The sequence below is a fragment of the Ignavibacteriota bacterium genome (assembly GCA_016218045.1).
Lineage (GTDB): Bacteria > Bacteroidota > Ignavibacteria > SZUA-365 > SZUA-365 > JACRFB01.
The window spans coordinates 139,028-161,393 of the sequence record JACRFB010000012.1 but is presented as its reverse complement, the minus strand read 5'-3'; the positions used below and the strand labels follow the sequence as shown (position 1 = coordinate 161,393).

Annotated in this window: 15 protein-coding genes; 9 read left to right on the top strand and 6 right to left on the bottom strand. The window is 63.3% G+C overall.

All coding sequences use genetic code 11. The features are described from left to right. Entirely contained in the window at positions 1-291 is a 291-nt protein-coding gene (locus HY962_03990; GenBank protein ID MBI5646069.1) for a DUF4296 domain-containing protein, read from the top strand. A gap of 26 nt (positions 292-317) precedes the next feature. Here the strand turns inward: HY962_03990 and HY962_03985 are convergent, their stop codons facing one another. The 3 genes from HY962_03985 to HY962_03975 are packed head-to-tail and all read right to left on the bottom strand — an operon-like array spanning position 318 to position 4,009. Further along, complete coding sequence (locus HY962_03985; GenBank protein ID MBI5646068.1) at positions 318-1,682, bottom strand: sigma-54-dependent Fis family transcriptional regulator; 1,365 nt, start codon at positions 1,680-1,682, stop codon at positions 318-320. Positions 1,683-1,691: 9 nt separating this feature from the next. Beyond that, positions 1,692-2,372, bottom strand: a complete 681-nt coding sequence (locus tag HY962_03980) for a hypothetical protein (GenBank protein MBI5646067.1) — start codon at positions 2,370-2,372, stop codon at positions 1,692-1,694. Beyond that, the gene (locus HY962_03975) at positions 2,369-4,009 is read right to left on the bottom strand and encodes an acyl-CoA carboxylase subunit beta (GenBank protein ID MBI5646066.1); all 1,641 of its coding nucleotides are present in this window, start codon (positions 4,007-4,009) and stop codon (positions 2,369-2,371) included. The genes HY962_03980 and HY962_03975 overlap by 4 nt, the downstream gene beginning before the upstream one ends. 245 nt (positions 4,010-4,254) lie before the next feature. Here HY962_03975 and HY962_03970 point away from each other — a divergent pair, with 245 nt between their 5' ends. The 6 genes from HY962_03970 to HY962_03945 all read left to right on the top strand — a co-directional run bounded on the left by HY962_03970 (position 4,255) and on the right by HY962_03945 (position 14,360). After that, complete coding sequence (locus HY962_03970) at positions 4,255-5,316, top strand: ABC transporter ATP-binding protein (GenBank protein ID MBI5646065.1); 1,062 nt, start codon at positions 4,255-4,257, stop codon at positions 5,314-5,316. Positions 5,317-5,365: 49 nt separating this feature from the next. Beyond that, positions 5,366-8,341, top strand: a complete 2,976-nt coding sequence (locus tag HY962_03965; GenBank protein MBI5646064.1) for a T9SS type A sorting domain-containing protein — start codon at positions 5,366-5,368, stop codon at positions 8,339-8,341. A 67-nt stretch (positions 8,342-8,408) separates the two neighbouring features. Then, a complete protein-coding gene (locus HY962_03960) occupies positions 8,409-11,429 on the top strand; it encodes a hypothetical protein (GenBank protein ID MBI5646063.1) in 3,021 nt (1,006 codons plus the stop codon). A 75-nt stretch (positions 11,430-11,504) separates the two neighbouring features. Next, entirely contained in the window at positions 11,505-12,515 is a 1,011-nt protein-coding gene (locus HY962_03955; protein MBI5646062.1) for a M28 family peptidase, read from the top strand. Positions 12,516-12,554: 39 nt separating this feature from the next. After that, on the top strand, positions 12,555-13,427 hold the full coding sequence (gene prmA, locus HY962_03950; GenBank protein ID MBI5646061.1) for a 50S ribosomal protein L11 methyltransferase: 873 nt from the start codon (positions 12,555-12,557) through the stop codon (positions 13,425-13,427). Between the two features lie 9 nt (positions 13,428-13,436). Then, a complete protein-coding gene (locus HY962_03945; GenBank protein MBI5646060.1) occupies positions 13,437-14,360 on the top strand; it encodes a Ppx/GppA family phosphatase in 924 nt (307 codons plus the stop codon). Here HY962_03945 and HY962_03940 read toward each other — a convergent pair. Together HY962_03940 and HY962_03935 are read right to left on the bottom strand one after the other, a co-directional pair. Further along, positions 14,315-15,514, bottom strand: coding sequence for a cysteine desulfurase (locus tag HY962_03940; protein MBI5646059.1), 1,200 nt, complete (start codon positions 15,512-15,514; stop codon positions 14,315-14,317). The genes HY962_03945 and HY962_03940 overlap by 46 nt on opposite strands. Next, on the bottom strand, positions 15,511-16,305 hold the full coding sequence (locus tag HY962_03935) for a biotin--[acetyl-CoA-carboxylase] ligase (GenBank protein ID MBI5646058.1): 795 nt from the start codon (positions 16,303-16,305) through the stop codon (positions 15,511-15,513). The genes HY962_03940 and HY962_03935 overlap by 4 nt, the downstream gene beginning before the upstream one ends. A 250-nt stretch (positions 16,306-16,555) precedes the next feature. Between HY962_03935 and HY962_03930 the strand changes: the two genes are divergently transcribed. Then, the gene (locus HY962_03930; protein ID MBI5646057.1) at positions 16,556-20,194 is read left to right on the top strand and encodes a T9SS type A sorting domain-containing protein; all 3,639 of its coding nucleotides are present in this window, start codon (positions 16,556-16,558) and stop codon (positions 20,192-20,194) included. Between the two features lie 274 nt (positions 20,195-20,468). Continuing rightward, positions 20,469-20,732: a hypothetical protein gene (locus HY962_03925; protein MBI5646056.1), complete on the top strand. Its 264-nt coding sequence runs from the start codon at positions 20,469-20,471 to the stop codon at positions 20,730-20,732. Positions 20,733-20,885: 153 nt separating this feature from the next. Here the strand turns inward: HY962_03925 and HY962_03920 are convergent, their stop codons facing one another. After that, entirely contained in the window at positions 20,886-22,331 is a 1,446-nt protein-coding gene (locus HY962_03920) for an insulinase family protein (GenBank protein MBI5646055.1), read from the bottom strand. Positions 22,332-22,366 lie beyond the last annotated feature (35 nt).

Here is a 22,366-nt window from a genome sequence, read left to right as displayed (position 1 = left end):
GTGCTCTCCTTCGCGCTGTCCGCCTGCGGCGGCGACTCCGCGCCTCCTGTTCCCCGCGAACGCCTGGCGGCCGCGCAGGCCGACGCGCTCGTCGCGGCGCAGCTCCTTCACAGCGACAGCGTCGCGCGCGTGCGCACGATCGACTCGATCTACCGGGCGCACGGCATCGACACCGCGTCGGTGCGGCACGCGGCGGAATGGTACGCGAAACACCCCGAGGAGCGGGCGCGCCTGTACGACGAGATCATCGGGCGACTCGAACGTCGCGGCGATTCGTTGAAGCGGCCCTGACACGCGGCCGCGCGCGGCGGACATGCTCAGTCCTCCGGCACGTCGCGCATGAGTCCGTACTTCTTGATCTTCGTGTACAGGTGGCTGCGCTGTATGTCGAGTTCGTCGGCGGTGCGGCTCACGTTCCACTGAAACCGTTCGAGCTGCGCGCCGAGGAACAGCGCCTCGGCCTTGTCCTTGAATTCCTGAAACGTCATTTCGGCGCTGAACAGCGCGTCGATGGCGTCGGAGCTGCCCTCGACGAAGCGCTGCACATCGGCCAGCGTGATGGGTCCGGCCACGAGTATCGCCAGCCGTTCGACCGCGTTGCGTAATTCGCGCACATTGCCGGGCCAGTGCATCTCGCGCAATGCCGACACCGCCTCGCGGTCGACAGGCCGCACGGGCAGTTTGTTGCGCTTTGCGGCGTCCTGCAGAAAGTGGGCGATGAGCAGCGGGATATCCTCGCGCCTCTCGCGCAGAGGCGGCACGTGCAGCGGAATCACATTGAGCCGGTGGAACAGATCCTCGCGGAAGCGCCCCTCCTTGATCTCGGTCTGCAACACTTTGTTTGTCGCGGCGATCACACGCACATCGACGGTGATAAGCCGGTTGCCGCCGACCCGCTCGAAGGTGCCCTCCTCCAGCACACGCAGCACTTTCGCCTGCGCCGCGAGACTCATGTCGCCAATCTCGTCTAGCAGTATTGTGCCCGTGTGCGCCTGCTCGAATTTTCCGATGCGCTGATTCGTGGCTCCCGTGAACGATCCCTTTTCGTGACCGAACAGTTCGGACTCGATGAGTTCCGACGGGATCGCGGCGCAGTTCACCTCGACAAGCGGTTTGCCCGCGCGGGCGCTGCGGCGGTGCACCGCGCGCGCGATCAGTTCCTTGCCACTGCCGTTCTCACCTGTGATCAACACGAAGGCCTCGGCGGGCGCGACACGCTCGACGGTGGACATCAGGTCGGTGATCGCTTTCGACGTCCCGATGATGTCGTCGGTGCCCTCGATCTCGCGACGCATGCGCTGGTTCTCACGCAGGAGTTGCGTCTGCGTCAGCGCGTTGCGAAGCGTGATGAGGATTTTCTCGCGGTCGGGCGGCTTGGAGAGGAAGTCGAAGGCGCCGCGCCGCGTCGCCTCGACGGCCGTCTCGATTGATCCGTGCCCCGTGAGTATGATCACCGGCACGGCGTCGTCGCGCTCGCGTATCTTCGCCAGTGTCTCCATTCCGTCGAGGCCGGGCATTTTCACGTCGAGAAGCACGGCATCGAACTGCGCGCCGCCAAGCGCCTCGAGGGCGCCCGCGCCCGTGTCGGCCTCGTGCACGGTGAAACCCTCGTACTCGAGCGTCATGCGGAGCATCTCGCGGATGCCGCGTTCGTCGTCTACAACCAGGATGCGATCGTTCATACAACTAATTTACCGGCAGGCGGACCCCGAAAACAAGACGTCGGAGGGACGCGCGGCAGGATGGAGACGCAGGTGTTCCGCAAAACAGACGCCGAGCGCGTTCGCGCGCAGATCCATTTCGTCTTCGAAGCCCTCGAGTTTGAACAGCGCTTCACCCCATTCGACACACACGCCGGCCAGCGCCGCGAGTTCAGCAGAGCCGAGCACGAGGCGCAGATACGCTGAGCCGAAAAAGTGCGGCAGCTTGTCCGCACCGGCGCCGCCCGCGTCCGCGAGCAGCAACACGGGCAGTCGCGCGCGCCGCGCCTCGAATTCCGCGACACTCTCCGTCGAGACGGGCACACGCACGACGAGTCCCGCGAGCGGCAGCACGGCGGGGAAACTGCGGTACGGCAACGTGGCGATGGCGCAGGCCAGCAGGGCCTCGCGCGGCGCTCCCTCGCAAATGACAAGCGCCGTGTCGTAGATCGCGTCGACGCGCTCGAGCTGCGCGTGTCGTCCCGCGGGAAGTGTGTCGGGCATGGCGGCGATCGCGGCGCGCAGGGTGTGCACCTCGCCGAGAATATCGGGCAGGAAAAATTCGGCGATCCTCTCCGTCAGGCCGCGGCTCTGCGCGCGCGCCGATTCGGGCTGCGCGAGAAGCGCCGCGCCGATTGCCGCGCACAGCGCGAGCGCGGCGCGAGCGGTCACGTCTGAATCACTCCGGGATTAAAGCGCGGAATCTCAGGATTGTTGTTGGTGATGGCGATGCTGCGCGACACCACGTCGCGCGTCGCGCGCGGATCGATGACACCATCCACCCACAGCCGCGCCGCCGCGTAGTACGGACTCGTCTGCTCGGTGTATTTCTCCTGAATGCCGCGCAGAAGTTCCTGCTGTTCGGCCTCGCTGATTTCACGACCCTGGTGTTTCAACTGTGAGAGGCGTATCTCGAGCAGCGTCGAGCTGGCCTGCGCGCCGCCCATGACGGCGATCTGCGCCGACGGCCACGCGAAGATGAAGCGTGGATCGTAGGCCTTGCCGCACATCGCGTAGTTGCCCGCGCCGTAACTGTTGCCCACAACAACGGTGATCTTCGGCACCACACTGTTGGCCACGGCGTTCACGAGTTTTGCGCCATCCTTGATGATGCCTCCGTGTTCGGCCTTGCTGCCGACCATGAAGCCCGTGACGTCCTGGAAAAACACGAGCGGGATCTTTTTCTGATTGCAGTTCATGATGAAGCGCGCGGCCTTGTCGGCGCTGTCGCTGTAAATCACGCCGCCGATCTGCATTTCGCCGCGACCATTTTTCACGATCGACCGCTGATTCGCCACGATGCCGCAGGCCCATCCGTCGATACGCGCGTAGGCGCAGATGAGACTGCGTCCGTAATCGGCCTTGTACTCGGTGAGACTGCCCGCGTCGATCACGGTGTCGAGAAGTTGAAACATGTCGTACGGTTTGGTGCGGTCCCTGGGCAGCAGGCCGAGCGTGTCGTCCACAGGCCGCGCGGGGGCGACGGGCTGCGCGCGGTCGAAGCCAGCGGCGGGAGTCGCGCCGAGTTTCGAGACAAGGTCGCGTATCGCGGCCAGACAGGTTGCGTCGTCGGGCATACGGTAATCCGTCACACCGCTCTGTTCGGAGTGCACGCGGGCTCCGCCCAGCAGTTCGTTGTCGATCTCCTCGCCGATGGCGGCCTTCACAAGATGCGCTCCCGCGAGAAAGACACTGCCCGTGCCGTCGACGATCATCGCCTCGTCGCTCATGATGGGCAGATACGCACCGCCCGCGACGCAATACCCCATTATCGCCGCGATCTGCACGATGCCCTTCGACGACATGATGGCATTGTTCCGGAATATACGTCCGAAGTGTTCCTTGTCGGGAAAGATCTCGTCCTGCATCGGCAGGAACACTCCCGCGGAATCGACGAGGTAGATGATCGGGATGGCGTTCTCGATGGCGATTTCCTGCGCGCGGAGATTCTTCTTCACGGTTATCGGGAACCACGCCCCGGCCTTCACCGTCGCGTCGTTCGCCACGATCACACAATCACGTCCGTGAATGCGTCCGATGCCGAACACCGTGCCCGACGAGGGCGCGCCGCCGTATTCCTCGTACATGCCGTAGGCGGTGAACAGGCCGATTTCGAGGAAGGAGGCCTCGTCGTCGACCAGCGCAGCGATGCGCTCGCGCGCGGTCATCTTGCCGCGGGAATGATGTCGCTCGATCGCCTTCGCCCCGCCCCCGAGTTTCACCTTCTCCGCGCGCGCGTCGAGAATGCGCAGCGCGTTTTTGTGGAAGTCTTCGTACTCGTGAAACTGGGCTGCGGCGCGGTCGTTCATGGCGTGAAACGGATGAGGGTGAGGGAAAGCGACAAGATAGCGCGCCGGACCCGCTGTGACAAGGTCCCGCGCGCCGTCCCGCGCGCGTGTAACGTCGGGGCGCCGGCGGTTGTCGTTCTTGGTGTGCGGGGCCGCGTGGTATGTTCAGGGCCCCGCATGGCGTATATTAAAAAAATGTGCCGCATTCGGCCTCCCCGCCGCGAGGAAATTCCCGCGGCCCGCGCCGCGCACAGAAACCTGATCGCGTGTACAAAGACAGTCCCGCAATTCTATCGGTCGAGCACCTCACCACGGTGTTCGAGACAGCCGACGGACCCGCTCCCGTCGTGCAGGACGTCTCTTTTTCCATTTCGCGGGGAGAAATGCTCGGCCTGGTGGGTGAATCGGGCTGCGGTAAAACCGTGAGCGCCCTGTCGGTGCTCGGACTCGTCCGCCACCCCGGCCGTGTCACCAACGGAGCCATCCTGTTCAACGGAATCGACCTGCGCGGGCTCGACGAGCGCGCATTGCGCGACATCCGCGGCAATCGTATCGCGATGATTTTCCAGGAACCGATGACCGCGCTGAATCCCGTGTTTTCCGTCGGCGCGCAGATGAACGAGGTCCTGCTGCATCATCGGAACATGACACGGATCGAGGCCCGGACACGGTCCATCGAAATGCTGCAGCATGTCGGCATCCCCGATCCCGCGCGTGTGATGGACGCGTATCCGCATCAGCTCTCCGGCGGCCTGCGCCAGCGCGTGCTCATCGCGATGAGCCTGCTCTGCTCGCCTGATATTCTCATCGCCGACGAACCGACGACGGCCATCGATACGACGATGCAGGCGCAGATCCTGGACCTGCTCCGCCGCCTCACACACGAATTCGGCATGGGCGTCCTTCTCATCACACACGACCTTTCGATCGTGGCGCAGACCTGCGACAGAGTTGCCGTCATGTACGCGTCGCGGCTTGTCGAAGTCGCGCGCACCAACGATCTGTTCAGCGCGCCGCTGCATCCGTACAATGAAGCGCTGCTGCGGTCCGTCCCCGCCCGGCATCCGCGGCGCAGCCGCCTGCCGATTATTGCCGGCCAGGTGCCGCGTCCCACCGCCTACCCCGCCGGCTGTCATTTCAGCACACGCTGCGAACTTGCCGACGAGAATTGCGCCATGCACGAACCGCCGCTCGCCCACGCGGGCGCGGAACGGCTGACCGCCTGCTGGCACTGGCAGCGACTCGCCGCGGCGGTGTTCGAGCGCGCGACGGAGAATCCGTCAGACTACGCATCCGGCGCGGCCCGAGACGCGCATCCCGTCGCATGACATTTTTCAGCTCCGCGGCACATGCCGCCCACATCAGCTCAAGGACCCCATGAAGCATTTTTCGACCATCGCCCTCTGTCTGTGTGCCCTGTTCACCGCCACGATGCTCCATGCGCAGCATTCCGGACCCGAGGTGCGCCTTCCCGACGAGGATATCGTGTACTCACCCTCGGCCGCCTTCCGCGCGCCGCTGGCGAAATCGGGAGCGACCGCCTTTTTTGCAACACACCGCGATTGGACGGCGACGTGGAATCCCGTCACGGGTACCCCGCATCGCGCGTGGGGCCGGGGCCTCAGCATCGAGGGCTTCACACACATCGACGTCACAAATCTCGCCGACGCGGCGTCGCGTTTTGTCGCGGCATACGCCGACGTACTGCGCGCCGAACCCGCCACGCTGGAACTGCTGTCGGCGCGGGTGTACGACGGCACCGGCTACGTCATCTACAGGCAGCGCCATCGCGGCATTCCCGTATTGAACGCGCGAGTCGACGTCCGCATCTCGTCCGACGCACGTGTCATTATGTTCGGATCCGATTTTCATCCGGGACTCGATGTGGACGTGGCGCCGGGCCTCGACCGCGGCGCGGCCGGGCGCTTCGCCCGCGCGGGCCTCGACGGCGATCCGGCACTGATGGACGTGCGCGGCGGCGAGCTGTTCATCCTTCCCTTGATATATCCCGACAAGGCCGAGTACCGCCTTGTGTACCGTTTTGAAGTGACGGTCTCCGACGAGGAAGCGTGGGATACCTATATCGACGCCACCGACGGACGTATTCTCTGGCGCACGTCGCTCGTGCACAGTTTCGGGCACGAGGGCGGCGAGAAGGCGGCGACGGCCATCGTCACGGGACGTGTCACCGCGTCGGTGTACAGCCAGAATCTATTGACTCCTCCGGCCCTGCAGCCAATGCCGCGCATGTACGTGAACATCGGCGGCAAGGAAGTGGTGACCGCCGACGACGGCACCTTCAGCGCGACTATTACGGGCGACAGCGCCGTGCTAGTGGCGCGGCTTGCCGGTCCGCACTCCCTGGCTCGCCGCTCCGATTCCGCGAGCGGGACACCGAACGCGCGTGTGGTCTCGACGATACGTCCGGGCCAGCCGCTGGAACTCGTGTGGGACAACGGCAATTCGACGATGGCCGAGCGTATGGCTGCCTTCCATATCCGCGCCATCCGCGACTACGTGCGGTCGCTCGACACGTCCTCGCTGTTTGCCGATGTCGACAAACAGATGGTGGGCGTGGTGAACATCAATCAGGAGTGCAACGCCAACTGGAACGGCCGCACGATCAACTTCTTCCGTGAAAGCGACCGCTGCGTCAACACCGGCGAAATTGCCGACGTGATCTACCACGAGTACGGGCACGCGATCAACAGTTTCACATATCCGAAACTCAACGGCCAGGGCATACGCAGCGGAGCTGTGAGCGAGGGTTCGGCCGACATCACCGCGAACATGATTCTCGATGACGAACGGATCGGCATCGGCTTCTACAAAAACGCGGGCGCGGGCACGCTGCGCAATTCCAACAACACCCTCGTGTACCCGAGGGATCTCGCGGGTGAAATCCATCTCGACGGACGCATCCTCACCGGCGCCGTGTGGGACATGCGCAAGGCGATCGGCATCGAGACCGCCCGCCGTCTCACACACAAAGTGCGTTACGGCGCGCCCGACGGCAAGACCATCGGCGAGGCCTTCTTCGACTACTTCCTCGAGACACTCATCGCCGACGACAACGACGGCGACCTCTCGAACGGCTCCCCCAACGCGGCGGCCATCATCTCCGCTTTCGTGGCGCACGGCATCGTGGGCAACAACATCGTGCTCACACACACGCCCATCGCCGACCAGAGCGACGCGTTCACCAGCATCGGCGTGTACGGCACCGCCGACACGAAGGAGACCGTCGCGCGCAATCTCTTCACCATCGGCGGTGCGCGGCTGGTGTACAGCACCGATCTGTGGCTCACATCCGACACCGTGGCCCTGAGTTACGACGCGGCCTCGAAGTCCTTCACCGGCGCCTTCCCGCCGCTCGCCCGCGCCGCGGTGGTGCGGTATTTCATCGAGGCGAACGACAATTTCGGTTCCGTCGCGCGTCTTCCCTACAACGCCCCGGCGACGGACTACGTCTTCCTTCTCGGCTACCGTTCGCAGACCCTCGCGACCTTCGAAAGCGCCGACGGCTGGACGCAGGTGGACGAATGCGCTACGGGCAGATGGGTGCGCGCCACGCCGAACGGTACCTACAACAAGCAGCAAGGCACGCCGCCGAACGCCCCGTACATCCAGACGAATCTCGACCACACGCCGGGCACGGCCGAGACCATCTGCTGGGTCACCGGAAACGCCGCGACGACGCTCGGGCACGATTTCGACGATGTGGACAGCGGCCGCACCACTCTGCATACACCGGTGATGGATATGAGCGGATATCGGGATCCGATTATCCGCTACTACCGATGGTTCACCAACACCGCGTCGGTGTCGAGCCCCGGATCCGATCCGTGGCTGGTGCGCATCTCGCCCGACGGCGTGACCTGGAAGAACATCGAGTACACCACACGTCCCGAGCCGTCCTGGACCATGAAAATTTTCCGTGTCCGCGACTATTTCGAACCCGGTCCCGGCATGCGTCTCGCATTCCTCGCGACCGACAACAAGCCCGAATCGATCGTCGAGGCGGCCCTCGACGACTTCGAGGTGCTCGACCTCGACGGCGCGCTCGACGCGGGCCGCGCGGCGCCGCTGCCCTCGGTATTGCGGATCGCGGTACATCCGAATCCCGCCTCCGCGGGCGCCTCCGTGCGTCTCGGACTCGACCGTGCCACGACGCTGCGTCTGTCCGTGTACGACGCGCTCGGGAAGGAAGTGCTGCTGCTCCGCGACGGCGCGGCCGCCGCGGGCACGTTCAGCGCCGCGATACCCTCCGGCGTCCTGCGGCCGGGCGCCTACATCATCCGCGCGCAGACCGCCTCCGGCCGCGCGCACACACGTTTGCTCGTGACCCGCTGACCCCGCATTTTGCCGCATTGGACACACATTGACAACCGACTGTTTCACTCCTCATAAGGAACGCCTCGTGACACGATTCCTCCTTGCCCTCCTGCTGCTCACCGTTGGCACCGCGACACTGCGGGCCCGCGGCGACGAAGGTCCGGAAGTGCGTCTTCCCGGATCCGCCACCGTCTATGCTCCCGTGCATCTGCAGCGCGGTGCCTCCTTCTCGAAGTCCAGTGCCGCGCTCGGGGCCTTTTTCGACGCGCACCCCACATGGGAGATGCACTACAACACACTCACGGGCAATCCGCACCGCGCCTGGGGCGAGGGCATTTCCATCGATGGCTACACGCGTGTCGACGAACGCAACGCACACGCCGCGGGTATGAGCTTCATCCGCGCGCACGCGGATCTGCTCCGCGCCGATCCCGCGAAACTGCGCCTGCTGTCGTCGGTGCCCGTCAACGGGAAAATCTACCAGAAGTACGTGCAGGTGCACGAAGGCATCGACGTGCTCAACTCGTACATCGAACTGCGCATCGCAGGCAACGGCAAAGTGTTCATGTTCGGATCCGATTATCATCCGTCGATCTCCGTCTCCGTGCTTCCGACCGTGAGCAAGGCCGCCGCGGCCGCAAACGCCACGGCGGGACTCGCGCAGCCCCCCGCGTCCGACCGTATCAGCGACGGCACCCTCTTCGTACTGCCGCTTGAATACGGCACACGGATCGACTACCGCCTTGTGTACCGCTTCATTGTGGACGCCTCCCCCGAGGAATTGTGGGACACCTACGTCGACGCGCACAACGGTTCGATCCTCTGGCGCCGCAATCTCGTGAACAACTTGCACGGCGAGCCGGGCGGACCCGTCCGCGCAACCGCCAATACAATCACCGGCACCGTGTCCGTCTCGATTTTCAAGGACTCGTACGTGAAGGGCGCCACCACGGTGCCGCTGCCCAATGCCTTCGTGTGGGTGGGCGGCAAGCAGTACATCACCGACAAGGACGGGCGCTACACCGCCGACATCGGCACCGAACTCACCGCGCCGCTTGTGGCGCGTCTCGCAGGACCCTACGCCGTGGCGCGACGCGCCGACTCGAGCAGCAGCATCCGCAACGCGCGCATCAGTGTCACAGCCCCGACGGGACAGGACTACAACATTCTGTGGGATGATGCCAATTCCGCCGCATCGGAGCGGAATGTCTTCTATCACATGACCGCCTTCCGCAACTACTTCCGCGCGCTCGACACCTCGGCCACGCTGTCGGATCTCGACCGGCAGCTTCAGGGCATCGTCAACGTGAACCAGACCTGCAACGCGTTCTGGGATCCGGCCAAGACCACGCTCAACTTCTTCAAGGCGGGTGGCAGCGGCGCACAGCGCTGCGGCAACACCGGCGAGATCGCCGACGTCGTCTACCATGAATTCGGGCACGGCATACAGCAGTTCATGTACACGAAGATCCGGCGCTCGGGCATTTCGAATCAGGCGCTGGGCGAGGCGATGTCCGACATCGTGGCGATGATGATCCGCGACGATCCCCGCCTGGGCATCGGCTTCTTTGTGGACGGCCCGAACGAGGGGACGCTGCGCAATGCCGACAACAACTACGTCTATCCAAAGGACATTTTCCCCGAGTACCACGACAACGGCCAGATCCTGACCGGCGCGGTGTGGGACATGCGCAAGGCGATCGGCCTCGACATCACGCGCACACTCACACACTTCACGCTGTACGGCACGCCCGACGCGACCACCGACGGCGAGGCCTTCGCGGATTATTTCATCGAGATCCTCGTCGCCGACGACGACGACGCAAATCTCGCCAACGGCACGCCGAATTCGGCCGGCATCATTCCCGCCTTCCTGAAACACGGCATTCCTGGCTCGGGGCTCCGTCTCGAACACGAGGCGCTGCGCGACCAGAAGAACGTGACCGATCCTTATCCGATCGGCGGCACCATCTACGTGGGTGCATCGATCAACCGCAATCTGCTCAAGATCAATACCGTCGATCTCGTCTATACCACCGACGGATGGGGCAGTTCCTCGCGCATCCCGATGACGGTGAACGATCAGACGCGCACCTTCTCCGGACTGCTCCCCGCGCAGCGTGCCGGCACCATCGTCCGCTACTATTTCGAAGGCCGCGACAATTACGGCAGCGTGGTGAGTGTTCCGCTGAACGCGCCGGCCGAGGATTTTATGATGCTCGTCGGATACGAGACCAAATTCTACAACGACGCGGAAGTGACCGACGGCTGGACCGTCGAAGCCGAGTGCGAGACGGGCAAGTGGCTGCGCGCCGCACCCATAGGAACCTTCAACAGCGCACTCGGCACTCCGCCCGACGCGCCGTGGGTACAGCCGAACGAGGACCACACCATCGGCGTCGACAAGCTGCGCTGCTGGGTGACGGGCAACGCTCCCGCGGGATCGGAACTGGGTGAAAATGACGTCGACAACGGCTCGAACGACCTGATCTCACGCAAATACGACGTGAGCGCGATGAGCAATCCCGTGCTCCGTTACTACCGCTGGTACTCCAATGACCAGGGCATGAATCCCAACATCGACGCCTGGTATGTGCGCATCTCGAGCGACGGCGGCACCACGTGGAAGTTCCTCGAAGACACACACGAGGCCGACGCGGCGTGGCGTGCGAAGATCTTCCGCCTGAAGGATCACGTGGATCTCACGGCGGACCTGATGGTCAAGTTCTCGGCCGCCGACAGCGTGACCGACAAGCCGAGTCTCGTCGAAGCAGCCGTCGACGATTTCGAGATCCTCGACATCGATCCGTCGCTCGTGGGCGTGGAAGACAACACCATGCCCCTGGCATTCGGACTCGAGCAGAATTATCCGAACCCCTTTAATCCGGCAACCACCGTCACCTTCTCCATCCCGGCCGAGGCACGCGCGGCTGTGCGGGTGTATTCCCCGCTCGGCACGCTTGTCGCCACCCTTTTCGACAGCGTCGCGCCGGCGGGACGGCACCGCGTTGCCTTCGACGGATCGCGGCTCGCGAGCGGCACGTACACCTGCGTGTTCGAATCCGAGGGACGAATCCGCACGATGTTCATGACCCTGATGAAATAACACGCAATTTCGGTACATTCACAGCGGCGGCGCATACTGCGCTGCCGCTTTCTTTTCATTCGCCCGATACACGCCATGTTTCTCCGTCTTCACGTTTTCCCGCGTTTTGTCCTTGCCGGAGCCCTGTGCCTGGTGCTTGCGTCATGCGGAAAGAAAAATCCGGAATTGCCGCCGCCCCCGCCGCAGACCATGCAATTCGTCGCGCCGAAAACCATGCCGGCCTACAGCGGCGACAGGGCTTTCGAGCTGCTCGTGAAGCAGACGTCGTTCGGACCACGCGTACCCGGCAGCGCGGGACACGCCGCCTGCCTGCAGTACTTCATCGATTTCCTCACGCCGCTTGCCGACACGGTGACGACGCAGAAGTTCGACATGCCCGGCTACGACGGTGAGCGGCTCTCGCTCACAAACGTGATAGCGCGTTTCAAACCCGAGGCGCAATTCCGCGTGCTGCTCGCCGCGCATTGGGACACGCGTCCGCGCGCCGACCGCGAGACCAACGAGGCCGACCGCGCGCGTCCGATACTCGGAGCCAACGACGGCGCGAGCGGCGTGGCGGTGCTGCTGCATCTCGCCGAAATCCTCGCCGCCTCGCCTCCTGCCATCGGCATCGACATCGTGCTTTTCGACGGTGAGGACTACGGACGCGAGGGCGACGACGCCATGTACTGCATCGGGAGCAAGTACTATGCGGCGAGTGTCGGTTCGGGTCTGAAACCCGCATTCGGCATACTGCTCGACCTCGTCGGCGACATCGAGGCGCGATTCCCGCAGGAGGAGATGTCGGTGCGCTACGCCCCGGACATCGTCAAACTGGTGTGGACCTCCGCGCGTACACTGTCGGCGGGCAACTTCCGCGTCGAGGCGCACGAGGGTATCATCGACGATCACATCGCGCTCAACACCACGGCGGGTATCAAGACGATCAACATCATCGACGCCGAGCTTGTCGGCCACAAGGCCGCCGAACCGCGACGGAAATACTGGCACACACACCGCGACACACCCGAGAACTGCTCGCCGAAAACCCTTGAAAACGTCGGCCGCGTGCTGCTGCACGTGCTTCTCGGCACAAGGCCGGCATGAAACGGACATGTCGTTGCACAGTTGCAGGCACCTGAGATCATGACCACACAACGCGCGTACATACAACTCCGCTTCGAGGACTTCACGTCGAAGGAACGCATCGAACCGCTCCTGTACCTCTACGATCCGCTCGGCCTGCACGAGGACGACGACGCGTGGTACTGTTACTACGACGAGAAGGAATGGGTGCGGCGCATCGCCGGCGAGTTGCTCCCGCGTATGCGCGAGACGGTGCCCGAAGCGAATTTCCAGTTCCTCGAGGTCATGCAGCGCAACTGGAACGAGGAGTGGGAGCGGACCATCACACCGATCCGCGTCTCCGACCGCTTCGTGATTTCGCCCTCATGGCATTCGTTCGACACACCTGCAGACGGCATACGGCTGATCATCGATCCGAAGATGTCGTTCGGCACCGGCTATCATGCCACGACACGGCTGATGGTGCGGCTGCTCGAGAGCTGCGTCCGCGGAGGTGAACGCGTGCTCGATGTGGGCACGGGCACCGGAGTGCTCGCAATCGCCGCGATCAAACTCGGAGCGGCGCAGGCGCTGGGTGTGGACACCGACGAATGGTCGCGCGACAACGCGGTCGAGAATCTCGAGCGCAACGATGTGGCGGACGGACGCGTCGAGATCAGGCACGGCTCCCTCGACGCGGCCGACGGGCGCTTCCAGCTCATCGCGGCCAACATCACGCGCAACGACAACATCGCCATGCTCCCGCAGTACGCTTCCCTCCTCGAGCCGGGCGGCATGCTGGTGGTCTCGGGCTTCTATGAGGAAGATCTTCCCGATGTGGACGCCGCGGCACACAAGCTCGGATTCGCTCCGCGCACACGCCTCTTCGAGGACGAGTGGGCTGCGGCCTCATACATGCTCACTTCACCCGGCGCCGCCGTACAGCGGACCTGAGGCCCCACAATGCGCATCGCCACCATCGATATCGGCACAAACACCATACTCCTCCTTGTCGCCGATGTCGACGCGCGAGGCGGCCTCACAGTTGTGACCGATGAACAGGCCATCGCGCGGCTCGGCAAAGGCGTGGATGCGGAGCGCCGCATACAGCCCGACACCTTCCGGCGCTGCGAGACCATTCTGCGCGCGCACGCCGAAACGTGCCGCTACCTCGCCTGTGATCACATCGTCGCCACCGGCACCAGCGCGCTGCGTGACGCGGCGAACCGCGACGAATTCATCGCGGCCATGAAGCAGGCCACAGGATTCGGCATCGAGCTTCTCAGCGGCGAGGCCGAAGCGCTGTGGACGTGGACCGGCGCGGTATCGGGCATCGGCACACACGCATCCTGCGCGGTGCTCGACATCGGTGGAGGCAGCACCGAACTCGCTGTCGGCAGCCGAGGCGGAGACCTGATCCATGGCAGCGTGGATGTCGGGGCCGTGCGTCTAACGGAAAAATTTCTTCACAGCGCACCACCCCGCGACGAGGAACTTCATGCGGCCGAGGCCGCCGCGCGCGAGGCGCTCGCGGGACTCCCGCACATCGACGGCGCGCGCAGCGCGATCGTGGCCGTCGCCGGCACTGTGACCACACTCGCGGCCATCGAACTCGGACTTCGCACATTCGATCGCAAAGCCGTGGCGGGCCATCAGTTGACGCTGGCGGCCGTCGAACGGCTGTTTGAACAGATGTCGAAGCTGGGGAAGGACGCGTTGCACACGGAATTGTCCGTGGATCCGGGCCGGGCGGACATCATCGTCGCCGGCATACTGATCCTGCGCACCTTCATGCGGGAACGCGGCGTGGAATCGCTGACGGTGAGCGAGCGCGGCCTGCGCTACGGCATAGCGCTGCGGGAAGCGTCGCGCGCGCTCACCGCCTGAGTGAGCCGGTGCACCACCCGGATCAAGGCGTCGGCGCCGCGTTCGACGTCCGCTGAGTCCGTCGTCGCACCAAAGGATACACGCACTGTTGCGGCTCCCGTCGCGTCGTCGTGTCCTATCGCGCGCATCACGTGTGACGCGGTGACGCTGCCGGATGTGCAGGCGCTGCCGCTCGACACCGCGACACCTTCGAGGTCCATCGTTACAACCAGCAACTCGCCGTCCACCGGGTAGTGTTGAGCGGGAAAAGACAGACTCACGATGTTGGGCATCGATACGGTTCCGCCGCCATTCAATACGACATGCGGGAACACCGCGCGCAAACGCGCGAGGAAATCCGCCCGAAGCGTCTCCCACCGCGCGTGTCGCGCCTCCCTCTCCCGCAGGGCCTTCGCGGCCGCCGCGCCGAACCCGACCGCGAGCGCGACGTTCTCGGTGCCGCCGCGCCTGCCGCGCTCCTGCGAACCGCCCGGGAACAGCGGTTCGACCTCGGTGCCTTTGCGGATGAAGAGCGCGCCGATGCCCTTCGGTCCGTGAATCTTGTGCGCCGACATCGCCGCCGTGTCGAAGGGAATTTCGACGCTCGAGAGCGGGAGTTTGCCGGCGGACTGCACGGCGTCAACATGCATGAAAATATCGCGCGCGCGCGCCGCCGCGGCGATGGTTCCGACATCGGTGATGCCGCCCGTTTCGTTGTTCACGTGCAGCAGCGCCACACCTCCCGCTCCTTCGTCGAGTCGGGCCATCACGTCGTCGGGACGCGCCGCGCCGCTTGGTGTGACAGGGGCGTGGACAATGGCGAAACCCTCATGCTCCAGTCGTTCGAGCATTGCAAGCACCGCGTGGTGCTCGGCCGCACTCGTCACGATGCGCCGGATGCCCCGTCGGTCGGACGCGTGCGCAAGGAGCGACATCGCGAAGGTATCGGCCTCCGTGCCGCCGGATGTAAAGACGATTTCGGCAGGATCCGCTTCGAGCAGGGATGCGACATGAGTGCGCGCCTCCTCCAACGCGTCCTTTGCCCGCCGCCCGAAGACGTGCACCGAGGAGGCGTTGCCGAAATGTTCGCGCAGATATGGCAGCATCGCATCAACGACGTCGGGATCGACGGGTGTCGTTGCCGCGTTGTCGAGGTAGACGGCGCCCGCATTCATCCGCGTGCCCCCTCCCCGAAGGCCGTACTACCGTCCGCGGGAATCGCGAGCACATCACCCGCGTGTATGGCCAGGATGGCGCCGTCCGGACATTCGACCAGCAGGGCGCCGTCGGCGGCGAGGTCCACCGCGCGCACGGCGCCGAGATCCGCGCGTTCACGCACCGTCACCATGCTCCCGATCATGTCGCTGCGCGCGCGCCAGGCCTCGAGCACGGGCCCCGCGCCCCTCTCGTCCCACACGTGGTACCAGTCGGTCATTTTTTCGGACAAATACGAGAGAAATATCTCAACATCGTCGCTGCGCGCGCCCGCGCCGCGCAGCGAGACGGGGGGCACGGCGTAGTCGCCGTGAAACTCGTGCTGCGTGAGATTGACGCCGATGCCGACAATGACAAACGGATCCGTGCCGTGACCGCCCGATTCGAGCAGTATGCCGGCCACCTTGCATCCTTGGAGCAGGACGTCGTTCGGCCATTTCAGCTTCGTCTCCAGATCCGCGCATGCACGTATCGCGTCGGCGACGGCGACCCCCGCGAGGAGCGAGAGCCCGGACCATTCCTCCGGATCGCGTCGCGGGCGCAGAATGTACGAAACCAGCGCGCTGCTTCCGGGCGCCGACAGCCACTCGCGTTCGTACCGTCCGCGGCCCGCGGTTTGAAACGCGGCGGTGACGACGCTGCCCTCGGGCGCGCCTTCGGCCGCGAGTTTTTTCGCGACGGCGTTGGTCGAGTCCGTCACCTCGAAATGTGAACGCGGCCGGCCCAGCACAATGTCAGGTTTATCGATCATGGTTTGTCCTTCATGGTGACAAAATACAGTGCGCATCCGCAGCCTTCCAAGCTCCCCGTACACAGGCCGGGGCGCGTCGTTCTTCCTTGTTTTTTCGTGCCCATTCCGCTAGTTTGAAAAGAAGTGTGTTCATGCGTCGAAGATGCCACATTCGCTTGTCGATCCGCCTTCTTTTCCCTCCCCTGCACGCGACACGCTGCCTCACTTTCACACTGCAAATTCCGGTATTTCATCCATAGCTGAGGTTTCCATGACCAAGGGTACAACCATTCTCCTGCTGGCCTTCCTGCTGCTTGCGGGCGGGAGCGCGTCAGCTCAGTTCGGCGTTATCATCTACACCGGACAGTCGTCAGCCGATCTGTATATGGGAAAACTGACGGATCAGAACTACTCCAAGGTGGAGTTCTTCCGCGGAGCGCGCAAGCTCGGCGAGATCACCAACGGCGGACCCAACGGCGGCATCGTCACCGATTACGGCCTGAGCAAAGGCGTCGCCTACCAGTATGAATTCCGCGCCCACCGTACAACGGGCGGATTCCTTCAGGGCCAGGTCGGACTCGGCTTCATCATCGGCGGTGAAATCCGCGGCATTCTGACGCGGCGTGACACAATCTCGATCAACACCGTCCTCATCGACAGCGTCTTCATCTTCCCCGGCGGTCCCGTGAATCCGGAAGTGTCGGTACCCGGCGGACATCTGCATTTCGCCTCCGGCTGCGATCTGACCTATAGCGTTGCGATGTCGGGCAAAGTATCGGGCATTAAAATCTACGACACCGAAAGCCCGTCCTTTCCTCCGGGCAAGATGACCTCCTCGGGCGGCCGCATCAAGGACATCAACACGCATTGCTGGGGCCAGGCGGGTCCGCTGCACGGCATGACCTTTGTCGGGTCCGACATTTTCATGTATTCCAAATACCCGAGCGTCATCACCAACTGCCAGCTCACCTATAACACGGATCAGGGCCGGAACGACTTCTCGTATTTTGTGCACGACCACAACATGATGGATGTATCGCTCACCACCGTGCGCGACGAGTGCCAGATGATCGGCGCCATCCGCGCCGACCGCATGACCATCGAGTACGACGGCGTGCTGACGGCGACCGACGTGACGAACAGCATGTTCCGCAGCAACGGACAGTTGAACCTGCGTCCGATCAACGAGCCCACCTCGTGCCGCAACTCGACATTCAAGGGCGGCACAAGCAACTCGAGCCTGAACATCAGCAACCAGTCCGTGGTCGAATTCAACACGATGGAATACGGCACCACGCTGACACTCTCGTCGATCGCGGGCGGCTTCGATTCCGCCGACGTGAAAAAGGTGCGCATCAATTTCAACGAATTCCAGCGCGAGGAACAGCTCTCGCTGATCCTGTCGACCGTCAAGACCGACACGATCGACGTCACGAAAAACTACTGGGGCAACTGCACGGGACCGACCTCGTCCGAACGGCTCGGCCGCGCAGCGCGTTTCGATCCCTTCCTTCGCGCGAAGTATCCGGCCACGTCGTATTGGTTCGACATCTCCCCGAGCAAGAAAAACATCATCGCCGACGGCGAGGATGAGGTGGTCTTCACGGGCCATTTCTGGAACGTGATCACCGAGCAGGATTCCGCGGGCGCAACGGTCGACTACCTCGTGCGTGTGCTCGGCAAGGAAGTGCAGAAAGGCACGCTGACGATGGACGCCAACGGCATGTGCACCCTGTCGGTGAAAATCCCGGTCGAGTACCGCACGGCAATCTCGGCCGAAGTGTACTTCACCAGCATCCAGTGCATTCAGATGGCCTACATCCTGATGGTGAGCGAACCCTCCGGTTCCGACCTGCAGGTGCAGGAGGCCTACGTGCAGCAGGCGATCACAGGTGAAACATCGCTGACCGCCAACAAACCCTTCATGGTGAAGGCCATGCTCTACACCGAGGAGCCGGTCACCACCAAGTTCAAGGTGCATGTGACCGTCAACAATCACGTGTACGACACCTTCTACGTGTTCGACAACAAGAGTCTCGGCCTCGAGTACCAGCTCGAGAATCCGCTCACGGAAATCAATCTCCCGAAGGGCGAATCCCCCACGCTGTACTTCCCGATCAATGAAACCGGACTCGGCGTCGGCAGTTATCAGGTGGTTGTGACTGTCGATCCCACCGATGCGCAGAATCCGAAAGGTCGCGTCGTCGAGCCGATAGAGACCAACAACGATATATCCGTCCCATTCACCGTCGCGGCAACAAAGTGGGGCAACGAGGGCACCTCGGGGGCCAACGTCTTTGTGCAGGCCATCGACGGCTTCTCCAGAAACCGACTCGAGTTCATGCGCCGCACGACCGATACGACAAAGTCGTTCATCGAATCGTCCTGGCCGATGAACGCGGGCCAGATTTCATTCACGACCGACAGCACGGTTGCGGATTACAGTTGGCTCAATCCCGACACGCTCCGCGCGGAGACCTGGCAGTATTACCTGATGAAGTCCTACAAGCAGCTCCGCATGTCACAGCCCGCGTACGACCGCTACGTCTTCGCGGTGGATCGCGACTGGTTCGGCACGCGCCTGCATCCCATCGACTTCCCGCATCGTCTGTCGCAGACGCTGAGCTGGTCGGGCATTTACGACCTCATGCTGGTGAGCGCGCAGAGTTACAAGTATCTCGCCCACTCGCTCGGACACTCCTTCGGCCTGCGCAGGCATGATTTCGGCAGCACCGACCCCGACACGCAGGAAGAGTATTACAACTACTTTGTCGGCAAGGAAGTGTACGAGGCCGTCGATCCGTTCTCGCTCCGCATCATCCACTACGGACTCAAGAACAAGGTGGGGTATCTCCAGAAGGCCTACTGCTTCATGGGCAACACGAAGATCCCGGGCGAATCGAACAAATTCAACATCTGGATCTGCGACGTCGACCATGCGAAACTGCAGAACACCTTCCACACCTTCCGCGGCAATGGTGGCTCGTTCAGCAAGCCCACTGTGGCGAAGGGCGTGTTCATCGAGGGCAGCGTCGATTCCACCACCAAGGCCTTCACGTTCGGCCCGTGGATGACACTCGACAACGCGACCGCGTCGAACATGGTCGATTCGGCCTGGGCGACACACATCTTCAAGACCCTCGACGGCAACGGAACCGAACTCGCGCGTTACTACTACCGTCCGACCTTCACGGCTCTCGGCCTCGATGAAGCGGCCGACCAGCCGTTCTTCGAGAAGGAGTACTTCGCGTTTGTGATGCCTTTCAACGATCAGGTCCGCAAGGTGGTGGTGACAAAGGACAATCAGGTGGTGATCGAGCGCAACGTCTCGGCGAATCCCCCGGTTGTTTCCTTCACGTATCCGAAAAACAGCGACAAGGTGCCCGAGGGCGGATCCTTCATCGCCCGCTGGGGCGCGACCGATCCCGACGGCGACACCGAATTCTGGTACACGGTGTACTTCAGCACCGACGGCGGCCTGACGTGGAAGCTTATCGCCTTCGAATCGCAGCTCACCGAATCGATCATCCGCGCGCCGAAGGGCCGCGGCTACAAGCTAAAAATCATCGGCACCGACGGCATCCACTCCGACGAAGACATCGTCACCTTCGACATCGAAAACTCGACGGAGCTTCCCGCCGCGCCGGGCGAATACGTCCTGCATCAGAACTATCCGAATCCGTTCAATCCGTCGACGCTGATCCGTTACACCCTCCCCGTCTCGGGCCAGGTGACGGTCGAAGTGTTCGACGCGCTGGGTCGCCCCGTGGAAACCCTCTACAAGGGCATTCAGGAGGCCGGCAATCACGCAGTAACCTTCGATGCGGGTGATCACCCCAGCGGCGTGTACACGGCCGTCCTGCGCGCCGGAAACGCCGTGCGGACGATTCGTATGACGCTGTCGAAATAATCAGGACATCCGAAAAAAGGTCCCGCTTCGGCGGGACTTTTTTTTTGCTCCACGGGAAATCCGTCTTCCCCGCGCATGAACCTGCGCACACACAGCGAACATTCCCCATGTGGTGCTCGCGTGTGTGAAGTGGGATGCACGCAGTGATGCAGAAAATAGCCGCGGGCGGGCGTACGGCAGTCGAAAATGCTTTATTCTTGCTGGAAACGCTGATTTTCCCTTCTGGCACGGCTCTTGCAAACAAAGGGGCAGAACACCAGAAAGGAAGTACCCCGTGATCAAGCAGCAACATTTCGACCTTCTCAACACTGTACAGGAACAGCTCGCCTCCTTCCGCCACATCATGCGGATGAAGCCGCACGCGCTGCTGGTTTCGCGCGCGTCGTTCACGTGGCTGATCCGCGTGTTTCAAGACGAAATGAAAGTGTACGGCGTATGTCCTGTGGACTTTGAGCGCTGGACGTACACCGATGGCGCTGACACCGTTCGCATCATGATAGACGAAATGGCCGACGACTACACGGTGAAGGTTATCTGATTCTCGTCCCTACCGATTTTTTCCATATACTCCTGAACACAGGACCCGGCGCTGCTCCCGCCGGGTCTTGCTTTTTCAGATGGTCACACTTCTAATCGCACCGCGAGCCCCGAGTTGCCCCCGCCTGGTCCTGCTTCCCACAAGGTCACACGGCTATTCGCCCTGCGATCCCGGTACGCCGTCGTGCGTGCTGAGTGTGACCTGACCGCGGTAGCGCGCTTTCAGCGCCTCGACAAATAACCCGGCGTTGCCGTTGATGGCGATGACGCGGCGCGTGCCTGAAAAGGCCTCGCGGGCTGCGCGTTGTACCTCGGCCGCGCTCACACGCTGCACCGCGTCTCCGAAACCGCGCACGAGTTCGGGCGAGATGCCGTACACCACCACGTCGAGAAGCTGCTCCTGCATTTTCTTGTTGGTCTCGTACATGAACTCGAGATTGCGTGTCAATTCCCTCTTCGCTGCGGCGAGTTCCGTATCCGTTGGAGGACGCTGCACCATGTCGTGAATTGCTTCGTCCATCCACAGCAGCACACTGTCGATGCGCGCCGCGGGAGCGGATCCGCCCAGGACGATGCTGCCGCCGCGTCCGTACACGCCGTAGGTGGAAAAGAACGATGGAAGCACGGGATGTTCATCCCAGAGTTTCCGTTGCAGGCGCGATCCGCGTCCGCCGCCGAGTATCTGGTTCATGACCAGCGTGGGCACAAAGAGCGCGTCGGCGCGGCCGCAGGCCTTAACGCCCCATCGTATCTGGGCGAACGCCTGTGTCGCGTTGTCGATGATCCGGATTTCCGGATCTTTATTCACCGGCATTTTCTCGGCTTCGGCTGCGGCCGCCTTGTTGCCGCGCGTCCATGCGCCGAAGCGGTCCTTGACGAGTGTCACGAGTATGCCCGGATCCACATTGCCGGCCACCGAAAGTGTGGCGTGCTCGGGCCGGTACCAGGTGCGATGATATCGCTGCACGTCGGCCGGACCGATGCCGCTCAGCGCGTTCTGGCCTCCGAGCAGCGGGCGTGCGAGCGCATGCCGCGGTCCGTAGAGCGCCGAGAAGAGTTCCAGGGACGCGCGCTCACCGGCGTTGGGGTCCCAACCCGCCATCGCCTGCTGCAGCCGCTGCGATTCGCGGTTCACCTCGCCCGCCGGGAAGCCGGCGTTCATCACGATGTCGGCCATCACGTCGAGGGCGCGCGGCAGATGCCGCGTGAGACAGCGCAGATACACCTGCGAGTATTCACGCGTGGTGTAGGTGCTCATCGTCGCGCCGATGGTCGACAACTGGCTGATGATGTCGGCGCGGCGCCGCGTGGGCGTGCCGGCAAACAGCAGGCGGCTCGTCAACTGCGCAAGCCCCTCCTCGCCCGCCGCCTCGCGATTGATTCCCGCGTCGATCATGAGGTTCACCTCGACCACGGGCACGTTGTTCACACGCGCATGCAGCACACGCATTCCGTTGGCCATCGAGTCGGTGCGCACCGCCGGCATCGGGTAGGTGACGGCCGCGCGCGGAGGCGCCGTGGCGGTCCGTTTCCGCTTTTGCGCGGACAAGGGAAGCGCGAGAAGAATGACAGCGAGGAGGGCGAGGAGGATGGAGCGCATGAAGAGTATGTGTCCTGTGTTCGGTGCGTGAGGTG

Excerpts from the sequence above, each read along its gene's own strand:
- HY962_03965 (MBI5646064.1), top strand. The coding sequence starts at position 5,366 with ATGAAGCATTTTTCGACCATCGCCCTCTGTCTGTGTGCCCTGTTCACC.
- HY962_03920 (MBI5646055.1), bottom strand. The coding sequence starts at position 22,331 with ATGCGCTCCATCCTCCTCGCCCTCCTCGCTGTCATTCTTCTCGCGCTT.
- HY962_03940 (MBI5646059.1), bottom strand. The coding sequence starts at position 15,514 with ATGAATGCGGGCGCCGTCTACCTCGACAACGCGGCAACGACACCCGTC.
- HY962_03935 (MBI5646058.1), bottom strand. The coding sequence starts at position 16,305 with ATGATCGATAAACCTGACATTGTGCTGGGCCGGCCGCGTTCACATTTC.
- HY962_03955 (MBI5646062.1), top strand. The coding sequence starts at position 11,505 with ATGTTTCTCCGTCTTCACGTTTTCCCGCGTTTTGTCCTTGCCGGAGCC.
- HY962_03975 (MBI5646066.1), bottom strand. The coding sequence starts at position 4,009 with ATGAACGACCGCGCCGCAGCCCAGTTTCACGAGTACGAAGACTTCCAC.
- prmA (MBI5646061.1), top strand. The coding sequence starts at position 12,555 with ATGACCACACAACGCGCGTACATACAACTCCGCTTCGAGGACTTCACG.
- HY962_03930 (MBI5646057.1), top strand. The coding sequence starts at position 16,556 with ATGACCAAGGGTACAACCATTCTCCTGCTGGCCTTCCTGCTGCTTGCG.
- HY962_03985 (MBI5646068.1), bottom strand. The coding sequence starts at position 1,682 with ATGAACGATCGCATCCTGGTTGTAGACGACGAACGCGGCATCCGCGAG.
- HY962_03945 (MBI5646060.1), top strand. The coding sequence starts at position 13,437 with ATGCGCATCGCCACCATCGATATCGGCACAAACACCATACTCCTCCTT.